The sequence below is a fragment of the Streptomyces sp. NPDC087300 genome (genome assembly GCF_044744425.1).
Classification (GTDB): domain Bacteria; phylum Actinomycetota; class Actinomycetes; order Streptomycetales; family Streptomycetaceae; genus Streptomyces.
Genome location: NZ_JBIUYI010000006.1, coordinates 397,189 through 420,938, shown reverse-complemented (window position 1 = coordinate 420,938; position 23,750 = coordinate 397,189). Strand labels below are relative to the sequence as shown.

The following is a 23,750-nucleotide window of genomic DNA, read 5'->3' as shown; positions in this document are numbered from 1 at the left end:
AATCCGGTCCGTGCGAGGATCGGGGGGTCACAGAAGACAACGGAAGGCAGATCGTGGCTGAGCAGCTTTACGCCACCCTGAAGACCAACCAGGGCGACATTGAGGTCCGGCTCCTGCCGAATCACGCGCCCAAGACGGTCAAGAACTTTGTTGAGCTCGCTCAGGGCGAGCGCGAGTGGGTCCACCCCGCGACCGGCAAGAAGACCTCGGACCGCCTGTACGACGGCACGGTCTTCCACCGGGTGATCAGCGGTTTCATGATCCAGGGCGGCGACCCGCTGGGCAACGGCACCGGTGGTCCGGGCTACGAGTTCGAGGACGAGTTCCACCCGGACCTCGCCTTCGACAAGCCCTACCTCCTGGCCATGGCCAACGCAGGTCCGGGCACCAACGGCTCGCAGTTCTTCGTGACTGTGTCGCCGACGGCGTGGCTGACCCGCAAGCACACCATCTTCGGCGAGGTCACCAACGACGCCAGCAAGAAGGTCGTGGACGCCATCGTGGGCACGCAGACCAACCCGCGCACCGACCGCCCGGTGAACGACGTGGTCATCGAGTCCGTGGTCATCGAGACCCGCGACGCCTGACCCACGCGTTCCGCGCGCTCGCGTGAGGGAACCAAACCGCCCCGCCCGTCCGTAAGGAAGGGCGGGGCGGCGCGTTGCCACGTGTGCCGTCGCAGTGCCTTCGTACGGAGATTGAGGGGACCCCATGGACCAGGCGCCAGGCAGCCCGCAGGAGCCGCAAGGGGCGTCGGCCCTGCCCGGGTGCTACCGGCACCCGGACCGTGAGACCGGCATCACCTGCACGCGCTGCGAGCGGCCCATCTGCCCCGAGTGCATGATCAGTGCCTCGGTCGGCTTCCAGTGCCCCGAGTGCGTCAGGGAAGGCTCGGGCACCGGTCACGCGCCGTCGGCCAATCAGCCGCGTACGGTCGCGGGCGGTGCCGTCACCGCGGACCCGCGCCTGTTCACCAAGGTCCTGGTCGGCATCAACCTCGCCCTCTTCCTGGTGCAGCTCTCGGTGGGGGACGGCTTCACCGACCGCTTCGACCTGATCGGGCGGGCCTACGTCCCGGAGCTCGGCTCGGTCGAGGGCGTCGCCGAGGGCCAGTGGTACCGCCTGGTGACGGCGATGTTCCTGCACAGCAGCTATATGCACATCGCGTTCAACATGCTCAGCCTGTGGTGGATCGGCGGCCCGCTGGAAGCGGCGCTCGGCCGGGCCCGCTACCTCGCGCTCTACGGGGCGTCGGGCATCGCGGGCAGCGCGCTGACGTATCTCATCGCGGCGCCGAACCAGCCCTCGCTGGGCGCGTCCGGCGCGATCTTCGGTCTGTTCGGCGCGACCGCGATCCTGATGCGGCGGCTCAACTACGACATGCGCCCGGTCATCGCGCTGCTCGTGCTCAACCTGATCTTCACGTTCGGCTGGAGCAACATCGCCTGGCAGGCCCACATCGGCGGCCTCGTCGGCGGTGTCGTCGTCGGCTACGCGATGGTGCACGCGCCCCGCGAGCGGCGGAACCTCATCCAGTACGGCAGCGTCGCGCTGATCGTCCTGGTCTCCGTGGTCCTGGTCCTCGTGCGGACCGGCCAGCTCACCTGACGTGCTCGCGTTGTCCACAGCGTGTGCCGGATCTTGTGCAAGCTGTGGGGAACAACCGTGCCCCTTGTCGCTGACCTGGGTTTCCCCAGGAAGGACAAGGGGCGAGCGGCGAACGGAGATCCGGTGGGCCAGTCACACCGGCGTCAACCGCCGGAGAGTTATCCACAGATCTTCAGACCTTTTCCCCATGTGGATAGCGCTGTGGATAACTCAGGGCAAGGCTTGTGCGCGGAGCGCGGATGCGCTCCGGGGTCAGACGGCTACTTCCACTGCGTGGAGACGCCGAATCCCGCGGCGATGAAGCCGAAGCCGACCACGATGTTCCAGTTTCCGAGCGGGTCGATCGGCAGCTTGCCGTCCGTGACGTAGAAGACCACGATCCAGGCGAGTCCGATGAGGAACATCGCCAGCATCACCGGAGCCACCCAGCTGCGGTTGGTCAGCTTGATGCTCGTCGCCTTCTTCGAGGACGGCGGCGTGTAGTCGTCTGCCTTCTTGCGGATACGTGACTTCGGCACGAGGGTCTCTCCTGTCGATGCGCTGCGTGGCCGCGCAGGTAACTGTGGGCTGGCGCCGGGCGGGGCGTTACGGGGAGCCGAGGCCTCCCCCGGGCGTCCGTTAGCGTAGTGCTTCCGCGGCGCTGAAGGAGATAAGGGTACGTTGAGCAATTCTGCCGACTCCCACAAAGGTGCCGGTCGCCGCCCCCGCTGGCGTCCGGTTCGCGTGCTTACGGGCGCTGTATTCGCCCTGGCCGGGCTGATCTTCTTCACCAGCTTCAACACGGCCAAAGGCACCAACATCCGTACCGATGCCTCCCTGTTGAAACTCTCCGACCTCATCCAGGAGCGCAGCCACAAGAACGGCGAGCTCGACGAGTCCAACGGCTCGCTGCGCGACGACGTCGAATCGCTCGCGCAGCGTGACAACGGCGGCACGAAGGCGGACGACGCCCGGCTCAAGGCCCTGGAGAAGAACGCGGGCACCAAGAAGCTCGACGGCGACGCGGTCACCGTCACTCTCGCCGACGCCCCGCCCAACGCCACCGCCAAGCTGCCCGGCTACCCCGAGCCCCAGCCGAACGACCTGGTCATCCACCAGCAGGACCTGCAAGCCGTGGTCAACGCGCTCTGGCAGGGCGGCGCCGAGGGCATCAAGGTCATGGACCAGCGGCTGATCTCCACCAGCGCCGTGCGCTGCGTCGGCAACACCCTGATCCTCCAGGGCCGGGTCTACTCACCGCCGTACAAGGTGACCGCCGTCGGCGACCCCGACAAGCTCAAGAACGCGCTCGCGGCGTCCCCCGAGATCCAGAACTACATGCTGTACGTCAACGCGTACGGGCTCGGCTGGAAAGTGGACGACGACGGGGCGGTGACTCTTCCCGGCTACTCGGGCACAGTGGATCTCCACTACGCGAAGCCCGTGGAGTAGCACCCGGAGTAGCACCCAGGGAGGGGCCGTCCTGTGTCGGTGCGTGTGCTCGTCAGGACGTTCAGCGAACTGTGCATCACCGTCGGCACGTTGATCGTGCTCTTCGTGGTGTACGTCCTGTTCTGGACCGGTGTGAAGGCCGACAGCGCCATGGACAGCCAGATCGACGCGCTGCAGGACCAGTGGGCGCAGGGCGCGCTGTCCACCGGGACGGACGACGCGGGCGGCGGCAAGGGCGACGCCGCCGACGACGCCTCTCCGGAGAAGCCCGCCGCCTACAAGGACGGCAAGCCGTTCGCCGTCATGTACATCCCGCGGTTCGGTTTCACGTGGAACAAGCCCGTGCTCCAGGGCACCGGCACCGACATCCTCAAGAAGGGCCTCGGGCACTATGCCTCCACCGCCCAGCTGGGGCAGAAGGGCAACTTCTCCGTGGCCGGGCACCGCCGCACCTACGGAGACCCCTTCAAGGACTTCCCGAAGCTGCGGCCCAACGACGCCGTCGTCCTGACGGACGGCGCCAGCTGGTTCACGTACCGCATCGACAAGAAGCCCTACCGGACGCTCCCGGGCGACATCGGAGTCATAGATCCGGTCCCTCGCAAATCGGGCTACGACGGTCCCGGGCGTTACCTCACCCTTACGACCTGTGAACCAGAGTGGGGCCACAGCCACCGGCTGATCGTCTGGGCACATCTCGATGCCACCCAGCCCGTGGAGGCCGGGAAACCGGAGGCACTGCGCCGTTAGTCTGGTGCCGTACGGCGAGGGAGGCCTGGTGCCGTACGCGACGGAAGGGACGGCATGTACGGCTGGATCTGGCGGCATCTGCCGGGAAACGCATGGGTGCGGGCAGTGATTTCACTGGTGCTCGTCTTCGCCGTGGTCTACGTGCTCTTCCAGTACGTCTTCCCGTGGGCCGAACCCCTGCTGCCGTTCAACGACGTCACCGTGGACGGCCAGTGAGCACCGCGAGCGGCCGCAGCCGCATCTTGGTCGTCGACAACTACGACAGCTTCGTCTTCAACCTCGTCCAGTACCTCTACCAACTGGGTGCCGAGTGCGAGGTCCTGCGCAACGACGAGGTCGAGCTGCGGCACGCGCAGGACGGCTTCGACGGCGTGCTGCTCTCGCCCGGCCCCGGCACCCCTGAGCACGCGGGCGTCTGCGTCGAGATGGTGCGGCACTGCGCCGCCACCGGCGTGCCCGTCTTCGGCGTCTGCCTCGGCATGCAGTCGATGGCGGTGGCGTACGGCGGCGTGGTGGACCGCGCACCCGAGCTGCTGCACGGCAAGACCTCGCTCGTGCGCCACGAGGGCAAGGGCGTCTTCGCCGGACTGCCCTCGCCCTTCACCGCGACCCGCTACCACTCGCTCGCCGCCGAGCCGGCCACTGTCCCGGCCGAGTTCGAGGTGACCGCGCGTACGGAGGACGGCATCATCATGGGCCTGCGCCACCGTGAACTGTCCGTCGAGGGCGTGCAGTTCCACCCGGAGTCCGTACTGACCGAGCACGGGCACCTGATGCTCGCCAACTGGCTGGTGGAGTGCGGCGACGCCGGGGCCGTGGAGCGATCGAGCGGGCTCGCCCCGGTGGTGGGCAGGGCCACGGCGTGACCGCCCTGCGCCCCGAGCGCGACTCCTCCGGAGCCCCCTACGACGAGAACGCCGCGTACGGGGACTCCGCTGGTGATGCGCACGGGGACGCCGGAGCGTTCGCCGCGGCCGTCGACGACCTGGCCGACCCCCTCACCGATCCGCTGCCGGGGCAGCATCCTTCGCCGTGGTTCCGCAGCGGCGCGGCCGCCGCGCCGGAGCCGCCCGCCCCGGAGGAACCCGGGCCGCGGGAACAGGAGTGGTACGACCCCGAGGGGTACGTCCGCGACTGGTATGGGCCGCAGGCGTCCCCGACACAGCGTCAGGCGGCCTCTCCGCAGCCTCCGGAACCCGAACCGACGTACGACCAGCTGTACGGCGCGTACGCCCCGGAGAGGCCCGCACAGCCGATACCCGATGACGAGACGGTGGGCCTGCGGACGGCGGACACCCGCCGAATAGCCGAACCCGAACCCGGACCCGAACCCGAGCGCGGGACGGAGCCCGAGCGCCCCACGGAGGGCCGGGCCGCCCGCCGCAAGGCCGCCAAGAAGGGCGGCGCCGCAGCACCGCCCCCGCGTCAGACGCCCGGGGCCCCGCTCTCCCGCGTCGAGGCCCGCCGCGCCGAGCGCGCCCGCAGGCCCTCGCCGGGCGCCGTGCTCAGCCGGGGGATCGGTGAACTGTTCATCACCGTCGGCGTCCTGATGCTCCTCTTCGTCACCTATCAGCTGTGGTGGACGAACATCCGGGCCCATCAGCAGGCCAACAGCGCCGCCCACGACCTCCAGGACGACTGGGCCAAGGGCAAGGGCAAGCCGGGCTCCTTCGAACCCGGGCAGGGCTTCGCGCTGCTGCACATCCCGAAGCTGGACGTGGTCGTCCCGGTCGCCGAGGGCATCGACAAGCAGCAGGTCCTCGACCGCGGCATGGTCGGTCACTACAACGAGGGCAGCACCAAGACCCCGATGCCGGACGCCAAGAAGGGCAACTTCGCGGTCGCGGGGCACCGCAACACCCACGGCGAGCCGTTCCGCTACATCAACCGTCTGGAGCCGGGCGACCCCATCGTCGTAGAGACGCAGGACAAGTACTTCGTCTACAAGATGGCGAGCATCCTGCCGCAGACCAGCCCCGGCAACACCCGTGTGATCGGCCCCGTTCCGCCTGGTTCGGGCTTCACCAAACCCGGGCGGTACATCACACTGACCACCTGCACCCCGGAATTCACGAGTAAGTATCGAATGATCGTCTGGGGCAAGATGGTCGAGGAACGGCCGCGCAGCAAGGGAAAGCCGAGCGCGCTCGTCAACTAGAACGGTGAGAACGGGGCAGATCCAGTGGCAGCCACGACCGACCACGAAGAGAAGCGGGACGCGTCGCCGGCGCCCGCTCCGGCACCACGCAGGGGCCGCGGCCCCCTCGCCACCGCCGTCAGCGTCTTCGGTGAACTCCTCATCACCGCGGGCCTGGTGCTCGGCCTCTTCGTCGTCTATTCGCTCTGGTGGACGAACGTCATAGCGGATCGTGAGGCGCACCGGCAGGGCGACCGGGTGCGCGACCGCTGGGCGGGCGGCCCCGGCAACATCGACACCAAGGACGGCATCGGCTTCCTGCACGTACCCGCGATGGGCGGCGGCGAGGTGCTGGTCAAGGCGGGCACCAGCAGCAAGGTGCTCAACGACGGCGTGGCGGGCTACTACAAGGACCCGGTCAAGTCGGCCCTCCCCCAGGACAAGGAAGGCAACTTCACGCTGGCCGCGCACCGTGACGGGCACGGCGCGAAGTTCCACAAGATCGACAAGCTCAAGAAGGGCGACGCGATCGTCTACGAGTCCCGGGACAAGTGGTACGTCTACAAGGTGTACGCCACGCTGCCCGAGACCTCGAAGTTCAACGTGAAGGTCCTCGACCAGGTCCCCAAGGAGTCGGGCGTGAAGAAGCCCGGCCGCTACATCACGCTCACGACCTGCACGCCGGTCTACACCTCGCGCTACCGCTACATCGTCTGGGGCGAGCTGGAGCGGATCGAGAAGGTCGACAACAAGCGGACGCCGCCGGCGGAGCTGAAGTAAGCAGCCCGGATGCACGAAGAGGGCCCCGGTACCGCTCAGCGGTACCGGGGCCCTCTTCATGGACGGGGTGGGTGTCAGTCGTCGTTGTGACGGCCCCAGCCGCCGCTGCCCTGGACCAGGCCGCCGAGCCCGCCGTCGTCTCCGCCGTTCCCACCGTTGCCGTTGCCGCCCGCGGTGGTCAGGTTGATCGCCGTGCCGGGCGCGGCCTTCTCACCGGCGCCGGGCTGGGAGAGGACCACGAGGGCGTCGTCGTCCTGCGGGCCCTGGATGTCGCCGACCGAGAGACCGGCGTCCTCGATGGACTTGCGGGCGTCCTTGAGCTTCTGCCCCGCGAGCGGCGGGACGGTCGCTTCCTCGGCCTTCTTGGCCACCTGGACGGTGACGGTGGAGTTGGGGTCCACCGCGGTGCCGGCGCCGGGCGTGGTCTTGATGACCTTGCCCTCCTCGACGTCCTCGCTGGCCACGTCCTCGCGGGAGGCCGTCAGACCGTTGGCCTCGATCTGCTGCTTGGCCTCTTCCCAGGTCTTGCCGGCCACGTCGGGAACGGTCGCCTGTTCCTTCTTCTTGGCGACCTCAAGGGTGACCTTGCTGCCCTTCTCGACCTCTTCGCCGCCCGTCGGGTCCTGGTCGAGGACCTGACCCGCGGTCTGGGTGGACTCCACGGGCTTGACCGTGACCTTGAACTGGTACTTGTCGCCTTCGAGCTTCGCCTTGGCGTCCGCGACGTCCGAGCCGATGACGTTCGGCACGCCGACCTTGGGAGCCCCCGTCGACACCGTCACCGTGATCGTCGCGCCCTTGTCGACCTGGGTGTCGCCGCCGGGGTCCTGGTCGCAGATCTTGCCCTTGGGGTACTTCTCGCAGGGCTTGCGCTCGCCGACCTTCAGCTTCAGGCCGATGTTCTCCGCCGACTCCTTGGCCGCCGGGACCGTCTCGCCCACGAAGTCCGGTGCCTTGGTGGTGCTGTCACCGCCGTCGCCGCTGAACGCCCACTTCCCGATGAGGATCGCGCCCACCAGGACGAGCACGCCCGCGAGGACGAGCAGCCACGTCGACGTGTTGCTCTTCTTCTGGCGGCGGCCGTGGCCGTCGCCGTCATAGCCGTAGCCCCCGTCGTCGGGGTTGACCGGCGGCATCATGGACGTCTGCCCGCCGCCGTTCTGCTGGCGGAGCATCGCGGTCTGCTGGTCGGACCCGTAGCCGTCGCCGCCGTAGCCGACCGCGCCCATGGCGGCGGTGGCCGCGACGGGCTGGCCGTCCAGGCACGCCTCGATGTCGGCGCGCATGTCGTCGGCCGACTGGTAGCGGTAGTCCGGGTCCTTCGTGAGCGCCTTGAGGACGATCGCGTCCATCTCGGGCGTGATCTCGTTGTCGAAGACGCTCGGGGCCTGCGGCTCTTCCCGCACGTGCTGGTAGGCGACCGCGACCGGGGAGTCCCCGACGAACGGCGGCCGGACCGTGAGCAGCTCGTAGAGCAGACAGCCGGTGGAGTAGAGGTCCGAGCGGGCGTCGACCTGCTCGCCCTTGGCCTGCTCCGGCGAGAGGTACTGCGCCGTGCCGATGACCGCGGCGGTCTGCGTCATCGTCATCCCGGAGTCGCCCATGGCGCGGGCGATGCCGAAGTCCATGACCTTGACCTGGCCGTTGCGCGTCAGCATGACGTTCGCGGGCTTGATGTCGCGGTGCACGATGCCGTTGCGGTGGGAGTACTCCAGGGCCTGGAGGATGCCGATGGTCATCTCCATGGCACGCTCGGGCAGCAGCTTGCGGCCGGAGTGCAGGAGCTCACGCAGCGTGGAGCCGTCGACGTACTCCATCACGATGTACGGGATGGAGACCCCGTCGACGTAGTCCTCGCCGGTGTCGTAGACCGCGACGATCGCCGGGTGGTTGAGCGAGGCGGCGGACTGGGCCTCACGGCGGAACCGGGCCTGGAAGGACGGGTCACGAGCGAGGTCCACCCGCAGCGTCTTCACCGCCACGGTGCGACCGAGCCGGGTGTCGTGCGCGAGGTACACCTCGGCCATGCCACCACGGCCGAGCACCTGGCCCAGCTCGTACCGGCCGCCGAGGCGACGCGGCTCTTCCATAGCTAATCCAGCCCTCTCCGTCGGTCCCGACCGCACCTTTGTGTGGTCCGGCGGTGTGCTGTCCGGGCATACGGTACCCGGCTCGACTTGCGTGACCTGGCCGCGACCGTCACCCGATACCGGACCGGTACCGCAACGTGCACCGATGTGGAGAGGCCGTGATGGGGGTCACTTCTTGCTGTCGATGACTGCCTTCATCACGTCCCTGGCGATCGGAGCCGCCAGACCGCCACCGGAGATGTCCTGACGGCTGGCCTTGGAGTCCTCGACGACGACCGCGACGGCGACCGGCGAACCGGAGTCCGTCTTGGCGTACGAGATGAACCAGGCGTACGGGTTCTTGCTGTTCGCGACGCCGTGCTGCGCCGTACCCGTCTTGCCGCCCACAGTGACGCCGGGGATCTTGGCGTTGGTTCCGGTGCCCTTCTCGATCACCGTCTCCATCATGTCCTGGAGCTTCTGCGCGTTGTCCTTCGAGAGCGGCTCGCTCATCTCCTTGGGCGAGTGCTTCTCGATGGTGTCCAGGTTGCGGGCCTGCAGCTCGCTGACCATGTACGGCTCCATGAGCTTGCCGTCGTTGGCGATCGCGGCGGTGACCATGGCCATCTGGAGCGGCGTCGTGGCGGTCTCGAACTGGCCGATGGAGGACAGCGCGGTCTGCGGCCTGTCCATGTCCTCGGGGAAGTTGGAGGCGTTGGAGCGGACCGGCGTGAACTGCTCGGAGTTGAAGCCGAACTTCTTCGCCGTCTCCAGCATCTTGTCCTTGCCGAGATCGGAGCCGATCTTGCCGAAGACGGTGTTGCAGGACACCCGCAGCGCTTCGCGGAGCGAGGCGTTCTTGCAGGGCAGGTTGCCCTCGTTCGGCAGCGGGGTCGTGGTGTTCGGCATCGTCCAGGGGAGCGGCGAGTCCGTCTTCTCGTCGACGCTGTTGTACAGACCGTGCTCCAGGGCGGCCGCCGCCGTGACCACCTTGAAGGTGGAGCCGGGCGGGTAGGTCTCGCGCAGCGCGCGGTTGACCAGCGGCTTGTCCTTGCTCTTGTCCAGCTTCAGGTACTTCTCGGCTTCCGCGCTGGTGTTGCCCGCGAATTGACCGGGGTCGTACGAAGGCGTGGAGGCCAGCGCCAGGATGGCGCCGGTGGAGGGGTCGAGCGCGGCGACGGCGCCCTTGCCGCGGCCCTTCAGACCTTCGTACGCGGCCTTCTGCGCCGCGGAGTTGAGGGTCGTGACGACATTGCCGCCCTCCCTCTTCTCGCCGGTCAGCATGTCCAGTGTGCGGCGGAAGAAGAGCCGGTCGTCGTTGCCGGTCAGGATGCCGTCGTCGATGCTCTCGAGCTGGGTGGCGCCCATGCGCTGCGAGGAGTACCCGGTGACGGGGGCCCACATGGGCCCGTCCTTCCAGGTGCGCTTGTACTTGAGGTCGTTGCCCGGAGTGGCCTTCGAGCCGGTGATGGGCTTGCCGTCGACGATGATGTCGCCGCGCGGCTGGGAGTAGCGCTCGATGGTGACGCGGCGGTTCTTCTCGTGCTTGGCCAGGGTGTCGGCCTGGACGTACTGGAGCCAGTTGTCCCGGGCGAGCAAGGCGAGCATGAGCAGGCCGCAGAAGATCGCGATCCGGCGCAGAGGCTTGTTCACGGTCGGACCACCTGGGTCATCTCGGCGTCGGGGTTCGGGGCTGGGGAGGGTGCCGGACGGCGCGCGGTATCGCTGATTCTGATCAGGATGCCGATCAGGGCCCAGTTGGCGATGACGGAGGAACCGCCGTACGCCAGGAAGGGCATCGTCATACCGGTCAGCGGGATGAGGCCCATGACGCCGCCCGCGACGACGAAGACCTGAATGGCGAAGGCGCCGGACAGGCCGATCGCGAGGAGCTTGCCGAACGGGTCGCGGGCGGCGAGCGCCGTGCGGACGCCGCGCTCGACGATCAGCCCGTAGATGAGCAGGATCGCCATGATGCCGGCGAGCCCGAGCTCCTCGCCGAAGGTGGCGAGGATGAAGTCGGAGTTGGCGGCGAACTTGATCAGGTCCGAGTTGCCCTGACCGAGTCCGGTGCCGAGGGTGCCGCCCGAGCCGAAGGCCCACAGGGCCTGCATCGCCTGCTCGGAGTGGCCGGCCACGCCCTGCTGGCTCAGCGTGTACTCACGCATGGGGTCGAGCCATGCGGCGACGCGCTGCTTGACGTGCGGCTCGAAGGAGGCGACGCCGACCGCGCCGACCGCGGACATCATCATGCCGAACACGATCCAGCTGGTGCGCTCGGTCGCCACGTACAGCATCACGACGAACATGCCGAAGAACAGCAGAGACGTACCGAGGTCCGTCTCGAAGACGAGGATCAGGATCGACATCGCCCAGACGACGATGATCGGGCCGAGGTCGCGTCCGCGCGGGAGGTAGATCCCCATGAAGCGGCGGCTGGCCAGGGCGAGCGCGTCGCGCTTCACCATCAGGTACCCGGCGAAGAAGATCGCGATGACGATCTTCGCGAACTCGCCGGGCTGGATCGAGAATCCGCCGATGTGGATCCAGATCTTCGCGCCGAACACGTTCATGCCGAGGCCCGGCACGAGCGGCAGGAGCAGCAGTACCAGGGCGCCGACCATGGAGATGTACGTGTAGCGCTGTAGGACGCGGTGGTCCTTGAGCAGCAGCAGTACGCCGACGAACAGGGCGATGCCGATCGCTGAGTACATCAGCTGGTTCGGAGCCGCGACGCTGAAGTTGGGCAGCCGCTGGAGCCGCTCGGACTGGTCGAGGCGCCAGATCACCACCAGACCCAGGCCGTTCAGCAGGGTGGCCAGCGGCAGCAGCAGCGGGTCCGCGTACGGCGCGAACTTGCGTACGACCAGGTGGCCCACTGCCGCGAGCAGCCCGAGGCCCGCTCCGTAGCCGAGCATGCCGGACGGCACCTTGCCGTCAAGGGCGAGGCCCACGTTCATGTAGGCGAAGAGCGGGATGACGACGGCGAACGCGAGCAGCGCGAGCTCGGTGTTGCGCCGGCTCGGCGCCCCGATCGCGCCGATCGTCGACGTGTGTGTAGTACTGCTCATGGCGTGCAAGGGCCCCCAACGGCTGCTTACTGCTTACCGCACAGCGGGACCAGCTTCTGCTCATCGTCGGAGAGGCTGGGGCCGGTTGTGGGAGTCGGTGCGGTCTTGGACTTGTTCTTGTCGGTCTTGTCGTTCGTGTCGGTCGGGTTGCCGGTCGGCGCGTTCTCCTCGACGCCGGTCGCTCCGCCCGCCTCGCCCTCGCCGGGCTTGTCCTTCTTCTTGCGGTCCGCCTCGCGGCGCTCCGAGTCCTTCTTGCACGCGGAGGCCTGCAGGCCCAGCTCCTCGATCTTGCCCTTGGCGTCGTCGAGGTTGCCCTCGGCGATGGTGGCCTCGACCTGCTTGCGCTGGTACGGCGGCAGGTACTTGAGTTCGATCTCGGGGTGGTCCTTCTCCACCTTCGACAGGCTGACCCAGGCCAGGTCCTGGTCGATGCCGCGGTAGAGGGCGATGTGCTTGTCCTTCGTGCCCACGTAGTACTGGGTCTGCGTCCAGCGGTAGCCGCCGTAGAGTCCGCCGCCGATGACGGCGAGCGCGAGCACCACGTAGAGGGATCTCTTGAGCCACTTGCGGCCGGCGCGGGGCTTCACGAAGTCCTCGTCGTCGTACGCGCCGAAGTCGCTCTCGGGGGCGTACCCCGTGGTGTCACCGCTGCCGGGAGGGCCGAAGCCGCCTCCGGAGGGCTGTGGCGGCACCGGGCGGCCGAGCCCGGAAGCGCGGCCCGCGGGCGTCTGCATGGCGCCGTCGTCCTGCGCCTGGAGCTGGTTCTCGGCGACCGCGCCGACCACCACGGGGGTGTCGGACAGCTGGCCCGCGAGGGTGTCGCCGCTGTCGATGTCCAGGACGTCGGCGACGATCACCGTGATGTTGTCGGGGCCGCCGCCGCGCAGGGCGAGCTGGATCAGCTCCTGCACGGTCTCCTGGGGGCCCTGATAGCTCGCGAGGGTGTCCTCCATCGTCTGGTGGGAGACGACTCCGGACAGCCCGTCCGAGCAGATCAGATAGCGGTCACCGGCACGGACCTCGCGGATGGAGAGGTCGGGCTCGACGTGGTCGCCGCTGCCCAGCGCGCGCATGAGGAGCGACCTCTGCGGGTGCGTGGTGGCCTCTTCCTCGGTGATGCGGCCCTCGTCGACCAGGCGCTGCACCCAGGTGTGGTCCTGCGTGATCTGCGTCAGGACGCCGTCCCGCAGCAGGTACGCGCGCGAGTCGCCGACATGCACGAGACCGAGGCGCTGACCCGTCCACAGGAGGGCGGTCAGGGTGGTCCCCATGCCTTCGAGCTGGGGGTCCTCCTCGACCATGATCCGCAACTGGTCGTTGGCCCGCTGCACGGCGGTGCCGAGCGACGTGAGGATGTCCGAGCCGGGGACGTCGTCGTCGAGCGCGACGATCGTCGAGATCACCTCGGAACTCGCCACCTCACCGGCGGCCTGGCCCCCCATGCCGTCGGCGATCGCGAGGAGACGCGGTCCGGCGTAACCGGAGTCCTCGTTCCCCTCCCGGATCATGCCTTTGTGCGATCCGGCGGCGAAGCGCAAAGACAGACTCATGCGCACCTCGCCCGTCGGCTCCGGGTACATCCGCACGGTGCCCACCCTCCGGTCGGGAGCGCGCTGGCGTCCAGTGCCTGGACCGCGTCGGCTCGCTCGCTCCGCTCGCTCATTGTCGTACTACTTCCGCAGCTCGATGACGGTCTTGCCGATGCGGATCGGTGCGCCCAGCGGAACGGGCGTCGGGGTGGTGAGTCGGGTCCGGTCGAGATACGTGCCGTTGGTGGACCCGAGATCCTCGACGATCCACTGGCCGTCCCGGTCCGGGTAGATCCTGGCATGCCTGCTGGAGGCGTAGTCGTCGTCCAGCACGATCGTGGAGTCGTGCGCACGGCCCAGCGTGATGGTCTGCCCCTGGAGGGCGACCGTCGTCCCGGCGAGGATGCCCTCGGAGACGACCAGCTTGCTGGGGGCGCCGCGGCGCTGGCGGCCGCCACCGCCCTGCTGGCGCTGCTGCGGTGGCGCGGCGGCCTGCTGTTGCCGGGCGGCCTGCTGCGGCCGCTCGCGGCGCGAACCGCGCTGTGTGACGCGCGTTCCGAACAGGTCGCTGCGGATGACCTGGACGGCCACGATCACGAACAGCCACAGAACGGCTAGAAAACCTAGCCGCATGACCGTCAGGGTCAGCTCTGACATTGCCCCCGCTTCACCCTTCGGCTTGCCGGTAAACGATGGTGGTTTGGCCCACGACGATCCGCGAACCGTCGCGGAGCGTAGCGCGGGTGGTGTGCTGCCCGTCTACCACGATGCCGTTGGTAGACCCGAGATCCTGGATCGTCGAGGGCGTTCCGGTCCGGATCTCACAGTGCCGGCGCGATACGCCGGGGTCGTCGATCCGCACATCGGCGTCGGTGCTGCGACCCAGCACCAGCGTCGGGCGGGAGATCTGATGGCGATTGCCGTTGATCTCGATCCAGCGCCGCACTTGGGCGCCCGGGAGTGGTGCGGCGCCGGGGCCCTGGGGCCTGCTCGGTGCCGGTGACTGGCCGCCGGGACGGCCACCGCCTGGCGGCGGCGCACTCGGCATGGGAGGTGCGCCCGCGCCACCGGGAGCTCCGGAGGGCGGCTGCGGATAGCCGTAGCCACCGCCTGCGCCCGCTGCGCCGCCGCTCGCGCCACGGCTGGGGGCCGCGGGGCCGCCGGGGCCCGCGGGCGCCTGGTCGGGCCCCTGGGAGCTGCTGGAGGCGAGCGTGCGGCTGCGCACCCGGTACAGGCCGGTGTCGAGGTCCTCGGCCTTCTCCAGGTGGACCTTGATGGGGCCCATGAAGCTGTACCGCTGCTGCTTGGCGTAGTCGCGGACCATGCCGGAGAGCTCGTCCCCGAGCTGGCCCGAATACGGGCTCAGGCGCTCGAAGTCGGGTGCGCTGAGCTCGACGATGAAGTCGTTGGGCACGACGGTCCGCTCGCGGTTCCAGATCGTCGCGTTGTTGTCGCACTCGCGCTGGAGGGCGCCGGCGATCTCGACGGGCTGGACCTCGGACTTGAACACCTTGGCGAAGGTGCCGTTGACCAGACCTTCAAGTCGCTGCTCGAACTTCTTCAGGACTCCCATGGGGCACCTCCTCCGTCGTAGTCATCCTGGTACTGCTTACTGATCGTATCCACGCGCCGGGAAATCGGCTGGTTCCCCCTGTCCGCCCAGTCGACGAGTGTCGCCTCTCACAAGGCATGCCCGCACAGGGCTCCGTGGATCCTCCCAGGACCCCTGACGGGACCCTGATCCTCGGCTCCGGAACCCCTCCGGGCAGCTGCTCGGGACGCCTGCTCGAGCCTCCTCTTAACAGGGATCGTAGAGGGGGCCTCAAGCCAGTGTCCCGCACCTGGCTGTGGACCTCGGCGAGCTCGGCCGGGGTCGGGGGTGGGCGGAGGGTGGGCAAGAGGCGCGTCCTGTGTGCGTACGGGTGGATGTGGAGCCGGTCCCGGGCCGGAGACCCTGGGCCAGGTGCCCGCGCATACGAATGTGAATCCACCCCCTCCAGCGTGCTAATCTTCTGGATGTCGGCAGGCGCTCGCACCACACAGTGAGAGACCCAAAGACAACACCCATGCGCGGGTGGCGGAATAGGCAGACGCGCTGGATTCAGGTTCCAGTGCCCGAAAGGGCGTGGGGGTTCAACTCCCCCCTCGCGCACCATGAGGAAGCGGTCCTCGCCCGGACGAAAGTCCGGGCGAGGACCGCTTCTTTTCGTTGTCCTCTTCGTTGCCCTGCGCGCCGCCTCGCCCGCCATCTCGCCGCGCCTCGTGGCACTTCGGCGGGCGGTGATGTATGTCACCGAAGTTTTCCACAGGCTCTGACGGGGATCGGCGAGCGGCAGTACCGTCGTGCCGAGTGCCAGTGGGTTGATCCACTGGGTCGATCGGTGGGGGGGCGACGGCATGGCGCGGATCAGTGGGACGGTTCCGGAGCAGCGGGGACGGCAGCGGTCGGGGGAGCGGATTCCCGGGGTCGCGGGGTTCGCCGAGTGGCCCTCCCAGGGGTCGCCCAAGGCCGAGGGCAAGGCGCTGCGGGAGCGGGTGTCCCGTTCCTGGCACGCGGAGTTCGCGGTGGACGACGGCCGCCCCGACCCCGTGGCCGCGGTGGTGGACTCCAACCGCAGCAGGATCGCCGCGCTCGCGCCGATCCGGGTCGGCAGGATGGCGGCCTCGCCCTTCGCCTTTCTGCGCGGGTCCGCGGGACTCATGGCGTACGACCTGGCGCGCACCCCGGTGACCGGCGTCGGCGCGCAGATATGCGGAGACGCGCATGCGGCGAACTTCGGTCTGTACGCGGACGCGCGGGGCGGACTCGTCATCGATCTGAACGACTTCGACGAGACGGCGCACGGGCCCTGGGAGTGGGACCTCAAGCGCCTCGCCGCCTCGCTGGTCCTGGCCGGGCGCGAGGCGGGGGCCGACGAGTCGGTCTGCGGGGAAGCGGCCCTCGACGCGGTGGGGGCCTACCGGCGGACCATGCGACTCCTCGCGAAGCTGCCCGCGCTCGACGCGTGGAACGCCATCGCCGACGAGCAGCTCGTCTCGCACACCGACGCGCGTGACCTGCTCGGCACCCTGGAGAAGGTCTCCGAGAAGGCGCGGCACAACACGAGCGCCCGGTTCGCGGCGAAGGCCACGGAGCGGTTCGAGGCGGCCGACGGGTCCGTGGGGCGGCGCTTCGTCGACGCCCCGCCCGTGCTGCGGCGCGTTCCCGACGAGGAGGCGGCCGCGGTGGCCGGGTCGCTCGGCGGGTATCTGGGCACGCTGGCGGAGGACCGGCTGCCGCTGCTCGCGCGGTACGCGATCCAGGACGTGGCGTTCCGCGTCGTGGGCACGGGCAGCGTGGGGCTGCGATCCTATGTGGTGCTGCTTCTCGACCACCGGGGCGAGCCGCTGGTGCTCCAGGTGAAGGAGGCGCGGCCCTCCGCGCTGCTGCCGCATCTGCCGGTCGCGGGCTTCAAGGCGCCCGAGGCCACGCACGAGGGACGCAGGGTCGTGCTCGGGCAGAAGCGGATGCAAGTGGTCAGCGACTTTCTCCTTGGCTGGGCGACGGTCGACGGACTGCCCTTCCAGGTACGGCAGTTCAGGAACCGCAAGGGCAGCGTGGACCCCGCCGCGCTGGCCGCCGACCAGATCGACGACTACGGCCGTATGACCGGCGCCCTGCTGGCCCGCGCGCACGCGCACAGCGCCGATCCGCGGCTGATAGCGGGGTACTGCGGCAAGAACGACGAGCTGGACGAGGCGGTGGCACGGTTCGCCACGGCGTACGCGGACCGGACGGAGGCGGACCACGCGCTGCTGGTGCGGGCGGTCAAGGAGGGGCGGATCGCCGCCGAGGCGGGCGTCTGAGGCCGGGGCGAGGCCCGTGTGAGAACGCGTGTGTGCACGCGTGTGAGAACTCGGGCGAGAACGTGTGTGAGGTCGGGCGTGGCGGTGGGGTGGCCGCGGGGCGGTCCTGGCGTGGTGCGGGGCGGGCGTGCTGCGGAGCGCAGCGTGGTGCCGGGCGGTTCGGCGGCTCTGGCCGGTGGTCCTGGTGGGTGGCCTAGGCTGGACAGGTGACGACCCCGGAAGCCGAGCCGACGCAGCCCGAAACCACCGAGAACCCTTCGGGGCAGGTCCCGGCGGGGGGCGAGGAAACGTCCCGGCCCGAGGCGCGTCTGGAGCGCGCGGTGCGCGCCGCCGAGCAGGCGCTGATCGAGTACGAGATCGCCCTGGAGACCTTCCGTGTGGAGGTGGAGAACTTCTCCCGCCTGCACCACCAGAAGCTCGGCCCCATGTACGCACGGCTCGACGAGCTCGACGCGCAGATCGCCGAGGCCACCGCGGCCCGTACGGGCGACCCCGAGGACCGGCGCAAGGCGGCGGAGGCGCGGGCGCGGGTGATGCCGATGCCGGGCATCGAGGAGTTGTTCCACGGCTGGATGGACGGCGAGGGGCTCTACCCCGAGGCCGCCGCGATGCTGACGGACCAGTCCGTGCGGCCGCCGCAGCGGGTGCGTCCCGGCGAGGAGGCCCGCAAGCTCTACCGCGAGCTGGTCCGCAAGGCCCACCCCGACCTGGCGCAGGAGGAGGGCGAGCGGAACCGGCGCGAGGAGTTCATCACGCGCGTCAACGCCGCGTACGCCCGTGGTGACGAGGCGCTCCTGCGGGAGCTGTCCGAGGAGTGGGCGGCGGGTCCCGTGCCCGAGGAGCAGCTGCTCACCCGCAGCGAGGAGCTGTACGCGCGGCTCGAATGGCTCGCCCAGCGCAAGGAACTCCTCTCCGTGCTCGCCAAGGAGTTGGAGGAGGGCGCGATCGGCGGGATGCTGCGTCTGGCGCCGGACGACCCGGACGCGCTGCTCGACGAGATCGCCGAGCAGCTGCTCGCGCAGGTGGCCGAGCGCGAGGCCGAGCTGGAGCGGCTGACCGCTTAGGCGCGGCGCCGCGCGGCTTTCGGGGAGGCCCTTGGGGGCTGGTTCCCGGGCGCGCCGATGCCGGGTCGGTGGGACCGTGCCCGTCGGGTAGCGTCGGGGGCATGGCTTTCGGATCTCAAGTGCCCACGGTCGTCGTCGACGATCTCGCAAACGGCGATTTTCTGCTGGACGTCCGTGAGGACGACGAGTGGCAGGCGGGCCACGCCGAGGGCGCGCTGCACATCCCCATGAGTGAATTCGTCTCCCGCTACGGCGAGTTGACCGAGGCCGCGCCGCAGGACGGCCGCGTCAACGTCATCTGCCGCTCCGGCGGCCGCTCCGCCCAGGTCACCATGTACCTCGGGCAGCAGGGCATCGAAGCGGTGAACGTCGCCGGTGGCATGGAGGCGTGGGCCGCCTCCGGCCGACCCGTCGTCGACGACAAGGGTCAGCCGGGCACCGTCGTCTAGGGCCTGATCCAAACGAAAGACCCTAGGAGCCAGGCAGCGCGTCCGGCCTCAGCCGAGCGCGTGGGCGGCCAGCAGGTCGCCCAATGCCTCCTCGTGCGCCGCCGCCGGGCCGAGCGAGAGCTCCAGCTGCTTGGCCCAGGCGTGATAGCGGTGCAGCGGGTAGTCGGTGTCCGCGCCGAAGCCGCCGTGCAGGTGCTGGGCGGTCTGGACGACCCTGCGTACGCCGTCGGATGCCCAGATCTTGGCGACGGCCACGTCTCCCGCGGTGGGCAGGGCGCCGTCCGCGCCGGTGCTGACGCGCCAGGCGGCCTGCCAGAGGGTGGCCTCCATCGCGCGCAGGTCGATGTAGCGGTCGGCGGCCTGCACGGCCACGGCCTGGAACGTGGCCACCGGATGGCCGAACTGCTCGCGCTTGCTGGTGTATTCGCTCGTCATGCGCAGCACGCCCTCGCCCAGACCGAGCGCGAGCGCGCAGGTGCCGGTGGCGAGCAGGTCGCGCAGTCCGTCCCAGGCCCCTTCGGCCTCGATGACGTCCGACGCGGCGACGCGCACGGCGTCGAGGCGGAGCTCGCCGAGCCGCTCGCCGCTGGTGGAGATCTGCTCGGCGACGGCGAGGCCGGACTGCTCGCGCGGGACGACGGCCAGGACGGTGTGTCCTTCGGACGTGTGACCCGGCACCACGATCAGGTCGGCGTGCTGCGCCCAGGGCACGGCGGTCTGGAGGCCGTCCAGGACCCAGCTGTCGCCGTCGCGCTGTGCGGTGACGGCGAGTTCGGCCGGATCGTGTCCGGTGCGGCCGCTCGCGGCGACCGTCAGGACCAGCTCACCGCGCGCGGCCGCGGGAAGGACCCTTCGCCTCAACTCGTCGCCGCCATGGGCCCCTACGGCCGATGCGGCGGCGCTGCTCTCCAGGAGCGGGACGCGCGCGAGCACCTTGGCGGACTCGCGCAGGACCAGGCACAGAGCGATGGGGTCGAGGTCCACGCCGCCGTGCTCGGCGTCGACGAGCACGCCGAGCAGGTCGGCGTCGGCGAGCCGGGACCACAGGGCGCGGTCGAAGTCATCGGCGACCGCGCCGGGCGTGAGGGCGGGGCTCGGCACCCCGTCCGGCGCGACGTCGGCGAAGAGCGCCTTCGCCGCCTCGACCACGGCCTGCTGTTCCTCGGTGAAGGTGAAGTCCACTGGCTGTCCTCCCGTGCACCGGCCGACCGACGTATCCGTCGCCTCTGCTGCCTCTTCGCATCTGACGGTCCGTCAAGATAGAACAGGTTCTAGAGGAAGGGAACAGGCAGGGCGGCCGGGTCAGCGGTCGAAGTCCAACTCCACGGTGTCCGTGGCCGGACGGGACTGGCACGCCAGCACGTAACCGGCTTCCGTCTCCTCCGGCTCCAGCGCGAAGTTCCGGTCCATCCGCACCTCGCCGGAGACCCGGAACGCCCGGCAGGTGCCGCACACGCCGCCCTTGCAGGCATAGGGCGCGTCCGCGCGGTTGCGCAGGACCGTCTCCAGGAGGGTCTCGCCGTCCTGGACCGGCCAAGTGCCGGAGCGGCCGTCGAGGGTCACCGTCACCGTGCTGTGCGCGGGCGCTGGGGCGGACGGGGTCGCGGGGGTGCCGCCGTCGTCCACGTGGAAGATCTCCTCGTGGATGCGGCGCCGGGGCACGTCGAGGCCGCGCAGCGTCCGCTCGGCGCCCTGCACCAGGCCGAACGGGCCGCACAGGAACCACGCCTCGATGTCCGCCACCGGCAGCAGCGCGGGCAGCAGCCGGGCCAGCCGCTCCTCGTCGAGCCGCCCGGAGTCGAGTCCCGCCTGCTGCTCCTCGCGGGAGAGCACGGTCACCAGTTGGAACCGGTCGGGCCAGCGGTCCTTGAGGTCGGCGACCTCCTCCAGGAACATCGTGGACGCCGCGGTGCGGTCGCTGCGTATGAGACAGAAGTCCGCCCGCGGCTCGCGCTCCAGGAGCGTCGTGACGATGGAGAGCACCGGGGTGATGCCGCTGCCGCCGACCACGGCCGCATAGCGTCCGGGCGCGGGGTCCAGGGTGAAGCGCCCGGCCGGGGTCATCACCTCCAGCTCGTCGCCGACGGCGACCTCCTTGAAGGCGTACGTCGAGAAGGCGCCGTCCTCGACGAGGCGCACGCCGACGCGCAGGGTCCGGGGTTCGCCGGGTGCGCCGGGGACCGGTGCGGGGGAGCAGATCGAGTACGTACGCCGGATCTCGACGCCGTCGACGAAGCGGCGGACGGCGAGGTGCTGGCCCGGGGTGAAGGCGTACTCCTCGCAGAGCGCGGGCGGTACGTCGAAGGTCAGCGTCACGGAGTCGTCGGTGAGCCGGTCGACCGCCGCTACCCGGAGCGGGTGGAAGCGGGCCATCACAACTCCTTGAAGTGGTCGAAGGGTTCACGGCAGGACGTGCAGCGGCGCAGTGCCTTGCAGGCCGTGGAGGAGAAGCGGCTGAGCAGCTCCGTGTCGGTCGATCCGCAGTGCGGGCAGCGGATGGACAGGCTCAGCGGGATCGGGCCTTCGGCCGCGTGGGAGCGGGGCGGCGCGATGCCGAACTCGCTGAGCTTGTGGCGGCCTTCGGCGCTGATGTCGTCCGTCGACCAGGCGGGGGAGAGCACCGTGCGCACCGAGACCTCGGGCATGCCCCGGTCGTGCAGGACCTGCTCTATGTCGGCGGACATGGCCTCGATGGCGGGGCACCCGGTGTACGTCGGGGTCAGCTCGACGTCGACCGCGCCGGAGGGCATGATCCGCACGCCGCGCACCACCCCGAGCTCGGCCAGGGTGAGCACGGGCAGCTCGGGGTCGGGCACCGAGCCGGCCAGGGCGAGGAGCTCCGCTTCGAGCGCGGTGGGCGTCGTGGCCGCGGAGTCCGTGGCCGCCGTGGTCTGTGCCGCGGGTGCGGGAGGCGCGGTGTGCGCGGTCGTCACCATGACGCCCCCGGGTGGCTGCGGTGTAGGTGCTGCATCTCGGCGATCATCCGCCCGAACGGCTCCGTGTGCAGGCCCTCGCGGCCGGCGCCCGCCGCCCACGCGCCGGACTGCGGGCCCGATGGCACGGTCAGCGTCGCCCGCTCGATCACGCCGGTCACGGCGGACGTCCAACTCGACCGCATGGCCTGCCAGTCCACGTCCAGGCCCGCCACCGGCTGGAACATCTCTCCGGTGAAGCGCCACAGCGCGTCGAGTCCGCGCTGCATCCGCGCGTGGCTCTCGGGGGTGCCGTCGCCCAGGCGCAGGGTCCACTGCTCGGCGTGGTCCTGGTGGTAGGCGACTTCCTTGACGGCCTTCGCGGCCAAGGGGGCCAGCTCGCCCTCGCCGGCCGCCAACTGCCCGTACAGCAGGACTTGGTAGGTGGAGAAGTAGAGCTGGCGGGCGATGGTGTGCGCGAAGTCGCCGTTCGGCTGCTCGACCAGCTGGAGGTTGCGGAAGGCGCGCTCCTCGCGGAGATACGCCAGCTCGTCCTCGTCACCCACCAGGGAGAGCAGGATGCGGGCCTGGCCGAGCAGGTCGAGCGCGATGTTCGCCAGGGCGACTTCCTCTTCGAGGACGGGGGCGTGGCCCGCCCACTCCCCCAGGCGGTGCGAGAGCACCAGGGCGTCGTCTCCCAGGGGCAGGGCGGGGAGGACCGGGGTGTCGGCTGCGGTGGTCACAGGTGCTTCACCCCCTCCGGGATCTCGTAGAACGTCGGGTGGCGGTACGGCTTGTCGCCCGCGGGCTCGAAGAACGAGTCCTTCTCGTCCGGCGACGAGGCGGTGATCTCGGTGGACGGCACGACCCAGAGGGAGACGCCTTCGCTCCTGCGGGTGTACAGATCGCGCGCGTTGCGCAGGGCCATCTCCGCGTCCGGGGCGTGCAGGCTGCCCGCGTGGGTGTGCGAGAGCCCGCGGCGGGAGCGCACGAACACCTCCCACAGCGGCCAGTCGGTCGAGCTGCTCATGCCGTCGCCTCTCCGTGCTTCGCGGGCTTGCCGGGTGCGCTCTGGTGGCCGGACGGGGCCGCCGCGTGCTTCGCGGCATGGGCTGCCGCGGCGTCCCTGACCCAGGCGCCCTCGTCATGGGCGCGCTTGCGCTGGGTGATGCGCTGTTCGTTGCACGGTCCGTTCCCCTTGAGGACGTCCCAGAACTCGGTCCAGTCGATGGTGCCGAAGTCGTGATGCCCGCGGCTCTCGTTCCACACCAGGTCCGGGTCGGGCAGCGTGAGTCCGAGTGACTCGGCCTGGGGGACGCAGATGTCCACGAAGCGCTGCCGCAGCTCGTCGTTCGAGTGGCGCTTGATCTTCCACGTCATCGACTGCTCGGAGTGCGAGGACTCGTCGTCGGGCGGGCCGAACATCATCAGCGAGGGCCACCACCAGCGGTTCACCGCGTCCTGCGCCATCTCGTGCTGGGCCTGGGTGCCGCGGCTGAGGGCGAGCAACGACTCGTACCCCTGGCGCTGGTGGAAGGACTCCTCCTTGCAGACCCGGACCATCGCGCGAGCGTAAGGACCGTAGGAACAGCGGCACAGGGGGACCTGGTTGGTGATCGCGGCGCCGTCCACGAGCCAGCCGATCGCGCCCACGTCCGCCCAGGTCAGCGTGGGGTAGTTGAAGATCGACGAGTACTTCTGGCGGCCCGAGTGGAGCTTGTCCAGGAGCTCGTCCCTGCCGGTGCCGAGCGTCTCCGCCGCGCTGTACAGATACAGGCCGTGACCGGCCTCGTCCTGCACCTTGGCCATGAGGATCGCCTTGCGCCGCAGGGAGGGGGCGCGGGTGATCCAGTTGGCCTCCGGCTGCATGCCGATGATCTCGGAGTGGGCGTGCTGCGCGATCTGCCTGACCAGTGACGCGCGATAGGCGTCCGGCATCCAGTCGCGCGGCTCGATGCGCTCGTCGGCGGCGACCGCCGCGTCGAAGGCGGCCTGGTGCTCCGCGGCGGCTTCCCGCTCCGTCGTGCGCGCGGCCGGGGAACCGGCCTCGTCCGGCTCCGTCCCCGCCGCGTGATGTGCGGCTGCTGTCGCCATCTCGGTCCCC

General features: G+C 69.8%; 24 protein-coding genes and 1 tRNA gene. 12 read left to right on the top strand and 13 right to left on the bottom strand.

Annotated features, from left to right (window positions below):
- The first annotated feature begins 53 nt into the window (after positions 1–53).
- Positions 54–587, top strand: a complete 534-nt coding sequence (locus tag ACIO9J_RS26905) for a peptidylprolyl isomerase (RefSeq protein WP_402005409.1) — start codon at positions 54–56, stop codon at positions 585–587.
- A gap of 124 nt (positions 588–711) precedes the next feature.
- Positions 712–1,608, top strand: a complete 897-nt coding sequence (locus ACIO9J_RS26900; RefSeq protein WP_402004679.1) for a rhomboid family intramembrane serine protease — start codon at positions 712–714, stop codon at positions 1,606–1,608.
- 260 nt (positions 1,609–1,868) lie between these two features.
- On the opposite strand, the gene crgA is transcribed toward ACIO9J_RS26900, so the two are convergent.
- Complete coding sequence (crgA, locus tag ACIO9J_RS26895) at positions 1,869–2,126, bottom strand: cell division protein CrgA (protein WP_016640722.1); 258 nt, start codon at positions 2,124–2,126, stop codon at positions 1,869–1,871.
- Positions 2,127–2,268: 142 nt separating this feature from the next.
- On the opposite strand from crgA, the gene ACIO9J_RS26890 reads away from it, so the two are divergent.
- From ACIO9J_RS26890 to ACIO9J_RS26865, 6 genes are read left to right on the top strand one after another with little or no spacing between them, the layout of a single operon-like run.
- The gene (locus ACIO9J_RS26890; protein ID WP_402004676.1) at positions 2,269–3,039 is read left to right on the top strand and encodes a DUF881 domain-containing protein; all 771 of its coding nucleotides are present in this window, start codon (positions 2,269–2,271) and stop codon (positions 3,037–3,039) included.
- 33 nt (positions 3,040–3,072) lie between these two features.
- Positions 3,073–3,789 (top strand): class E sortase, encoded by a 717-nt coding sequence (locus tag ACIO9J_RS26885; protein ID WP_402004673.1) that lies wholly within the window; start codon positions 3,073–3,075, stop codon positions 3,787–3,789.
- A 54-nt stretch (positions 3,790–3,843) separates the two neighbouring features.
- On the top strand, positions 3,844–4,005 hold the full coding sequence (locus ACIO9J_RS26880) for a hypothetical protein (RefSeq protein ID WP_402004670.1): 162 nt from the start codon (positions 3,844–3,846) through the stop codon (positions 4,003–4,005).
- On the top strand, positions 4,002–4,655 hold the full coding sequence (locus ACIO9J_RS26875) for an aminodeoxychorismate/anthranilate synthase component II (protein ID WP_402004667.1): 654 nt from the start codon (positions 4,002–4,004) through the stop codon (positions 4,653–4,655). Before ACIO9J_RS26880 ends, ACIO9J_RS26875 begins: the two co-directional genes overlap by 4 nt.
- Positions 4,652–5,947, top strand: coding sequence for a class E sortase (locus ACIO9J_RS26870; protein ID WP_402004664.1), 1,296 nt, complete (start codon positions 4,652–4,654; stop codon positions 5,945–5,947). The genes ACIO9J_RS26875 and ACIO9J_RS26870 overlap by 4 nt, the downstream gene beginning before the upstream one ends.
- A gap of 24 nt (positions 5,948–5,971) precedes the next feature.
- Complete coding sequence (locus ACIO9J_RS26865) at positions 5,972–6,706, top strand: class E sortase (RefSeq protein WP_402004661.1); 735 nt, start codon at positions 5,972–5,974, stop codon at positions 6,704–6,706.
- 74 nt (positions 6,707–6,780) lie between these two features.
- Here ACIO9J_RS26865 and pknB read toward each other — a convergent pair whose 3' ends face one another.
- The 6 genes from pknB to ACIO9J_RS26835 form a co-directional block, all read right to left on the bottom strand.
- A complete protein-coding gene (gene pknB, locus ACIO9J_RS26860; protein ID WP_402004658.1) occupies positions 6,781–8,796 on the bottom strand; it encodes a Stk1 family PASTA domain-containing Ser/Thr kinase in 2,016 nt (671 codons plus the stop codon).
- A gap of 168 nt (positions 8,797–8,964) precedes the next feature.
- Positions 8,965–10,428, bottom strand: coding sequence for a peptidoglycan D,D-transpeptidase FtsI family protein (locus ACIO9J_RS26855; RefSeq protein ID WP_402004655.1), 1,464 nt, complete (start codon positions 10,426–10,428; stop codon positions 8,965–8,967).
- Entirely contained in the window at positions 10,425–11,846 is a 1,422-nt protein-coding gene (locus tag ACIO9J_RS26850; RefSeq protein ID WP_402004652.1) for an FtsW/RodA/SpoVE family cell cycle protein, read from the bottom strand. The genes ACIO9J_RS26855 and ACIO9J_RS26850 overlap by 4 nt, the downstream gene beginning before the upstream one ends.
- Positions 11,847–11,872: 26 nt before the next feature.
- The gene (locus ACIO9J_RS26845) at positions 11,873–13,396 is read right to left on the bottom strand and encodes a Stp1/IreP family PP2C-type Ser/Thr phosphatase (protein WP_402004649.1); all 1,524 of its coding nucleotides are present in this window, start codon (positions 13,394–13,396) and stop codon (positions 11,873–11,875) included.
- Between the two features lie 120 nt (positions 13,397–13,516).
- Positions 13,517–14,032, bottom strand: coding sequence for an FHA domain-containing protein (locus tag ACIO9J_RS26840; RefSeq protein ID WP_098243670.1), 516 nt, complete (start codon positions 14,030–14,032; stop codon positions 13,517–13,519).
- Between the two features lie 10 nt (positions 14,033–14,042).
- Positions 14,043–14,948 carry an FhaA domain-containing protein gene (locus tag ACIO9J_RS26835; protein WP_402004645.1) on the bottom strand — a complete coding sequence of 302 codons (906 nt, stop codon included), beginning with the start codon at positions 14,946–14,948 and terminating at the stop codon, positions 14,043–14,045.
- Between the two features lie 495 nt (positions 14,949–15,443).
- On the opposite strand from ACIO9J_RS26835, the gene ACIO9J_RS26830 reads away from it, so the two are divergent.
- The 4 genes from ACIO9J_RS26830 (at position 15,444) to ACIO9J_RS26815 (ending at position 18,734) form a co-directional block, all read left to right on the top strand.
- Positions 15,444–15,530 (top strand) — tRNA-Leu (locus ACIO9J_RS26830).
- A gap of 242 nt (positions 15,531–15,772) precedes the next feature.
- A complete protein-coding gene (locus tag ACIO9J_RS26825; protein WP_402004642.1) occupies positions 15,773–17,221 on the top strand; it encodes a DUF2252 domain-containing protein in 1,449 nt (482 codons plus the stop codon).
- Positions 17,222–17,427: 206 nt separating this feature from the next.
- Positions 17,428–18,285, top strand: coding sequence for a hypothetical protein (locus tag ACIO9J_RS26820; protein ID WP_402004639.1), 858 nt, complete (start codon positions 17,428–17,430; stop codon positions 18,283–18,285).
- 119 nt (positions 18,286–18,404) lie between these two features.
- The gene (locus ACIO9J_RS26815; protein WP_402005406.1) at positions 18,405–18,734 is read left to right on the top strand and encodes a rhodanese-like domain-containing protein; all 330 of its coding nucleotides are present in this window, start codon (positions 18,405–18,407) and stop codon (positions 18,732–18,734) included.
- A 48-nt stretch (positions 18,735–18,782) separates the two neighbouring features.
- Here the strand turns inward: ACIO9J_RS26815 and ACIO9J_RS26810 are convergent, their stop codons facing one another.
- The 6 genes from ACIO9J_RS26810 to paaA all read right to left on the bottom strand — a co-directional run bounded on the left by ACIO9J_RS26810 (position 18,783) and on the right by paaA (position 23,740).
- Complete coding sequence (locus ACIO9J_RS26810) at positions 18,783–19,916, bottom strand: acyl-CoA dehydrogenase family protein (RefSeq protein ID WP_402004636.1); 1,134 nt, start codon at positions 19,914–19,916, stop codon at positions 18,783–18,785.
- Between the two features lie 120 nt (positions 19,917–20,036).
- Positions 20,037–21,107, bottom strand: coding sequence for a 2Fe-2S iron-sulfur cluster-binding protein (locus ACIO9J_RS26805; RefSeq protein ID WP_402004633.1), 1,071 nt, complete (start codon positions 21,105–21,107; stop codon positions 20,037–20,039).
- Positions 21,107–21,670 (bottom strand): 1,2-phenylacetyl-CoA epoxidase subunit PaaD, encoded by a 564-nt coding sequence (gene paaD, locus ACIO9J_RS26800; RefSeq protein WP_402004631.1) that lies wholly within the window; start codon positions 21,668–21,670, stop codon positions 21,107–21,109. The genes ACIO9J_RS26805 and paaD overlap by 1 nt, the downstream gene beginning before the upstream one ends.
- Positions 21,664–22,389, bottom strand: coding sequence for a 1,2-phenylacetyl-CoA epoxidase subunit PaaC (paaC, locus tag ACIO9J_RS26795; RefSeq protein WP_402004629.1), 726 nt, complete (start codon positions 22,387–22,389; stop codon positions 21,664–21,666). The genes paaD and paaC overlap by 7 nt, the downstream gene beginning before the upstream one ends.
- On the bottom strand, positions 22,386–22,676 hold the full coding sequence (paaB, locus tag ACIO9J_RS26790) for a 1,2-phenylacetyl-CoA epoxidase subunit PaaB (RefSeq protein WP_031090474.1): 291 nt from the start codon (positions 22,674–22,676) through the stop codon (positions 22,386–22,388). Before paaB ends, paaC begins: the two co-directional genes overlap by 4 nt.
- On the bottom strand, positions 22,673–23,740 hold the full coding sequence (gene paaA, locus ACIO9J_RS26785) for a 1,2-phenylacetyl-CoA epoxidase subunit PaaA (protein WP_402004626.1): 1,068 nt from the start codon (positions 23,738–23,740) through the stop codon (positions 22,673–22,675). Before paaA ends, paaB begins: the two co-directional genes overlap by 4 nt.
- Between the last annotated feature and the right edge of the window lie 10 nt (positions 23,741–23,750).

Excerpts from the sequence above, each read along its gene's own strand:
- ACIO9J_RS26835 (WP_402004645.1), bottom strand. The coding sequence starts at position 14,948 with ATGGGAGTCCTGAAGAAGTTCGAGCAGCGACTTGAAGGTCTGGTCAAC.
- ACIO9J_RS26805 (WP_402004633.1), bottom strand. The coding sequence starts at position 21,107 with ATGGCCCGCTTCCACCCGCTCCGGGTAGCGGCGGTCGACCGGCTCACC.
- ACIO9J_RS26880 (WP_402004670.1), top strand. The coding sequence starts at position 3,844 with ATGTACGGCTGGATCTGGCGGCATCTGCCGGGAAACGCATGGGTGCGG.
- ACIO9J_RS26850 (WP_402004652.1), bottom strand. The coding sequence starts at position 11,846 with ATGAGCAGTACTACACACACGTCGACGATCGGCGCGATCGGGGCGCCG.
- ACIO9J_RS26900 (WP_402004679.1), top strand. The coding sequence starts at position 712 with ATGGACCAGGCGCCAGGCAGCCCGCAGGAGCCGCAAGGGGCGTCGGCC.
- pknB (WP_402004658.1), bottom strand. The coding sequence starts at position 8,796 with ATGGAAGAGCCGCGTCGCCTCGGCGGCCGGTACGAGCTGGGCCAGGTG.
- ACIO9J_RS26825 (WP_402004642.1), top strand. The coding sequence starts at position 15,773 with ATGGCGCGGATCAGTGGGACGGTTCCGGAGCAGCGGGGACGGCAGCGG.
- paaB (WP_031090474.1), bottom strand. The coding sequence starts at position 22,676 with ATGAGCAGCTCGACCGACTGGCCGCTGTGGGAGGTGTTCGTGCGCTCC.
- ACIO9J_RS26845 (WP_402004649.1), bottom strand. The coding sequence starts at position 13,396 with ATGAGTCTGTCTTTGCGCTTCGCCGCCGGATCGCACAAAGGCATGATC.
- ACIO9J_RS26840 (WP_098243670.1), bottom strand. The coding sequence starts at position 14,032 with ATGTCAGAGCTGACCCTGACGGTCATGCGGCTAGGTTTTCTAGCCGTT.
- paaD (WP_402004631.1), bottom strand. The coding sequence starts at position 21,670 with ATGGTGACGACCGCGCACACCGCGCCTCCCGCACCCGCGGCACAGACC.
- paaA (WP_402004626.1), bottom strand. The coding sequence starts at position 23,740 with ATGGCGACAGCAGCCGCACATCACGCGGCGGGGACGGAGCCGGACGAG.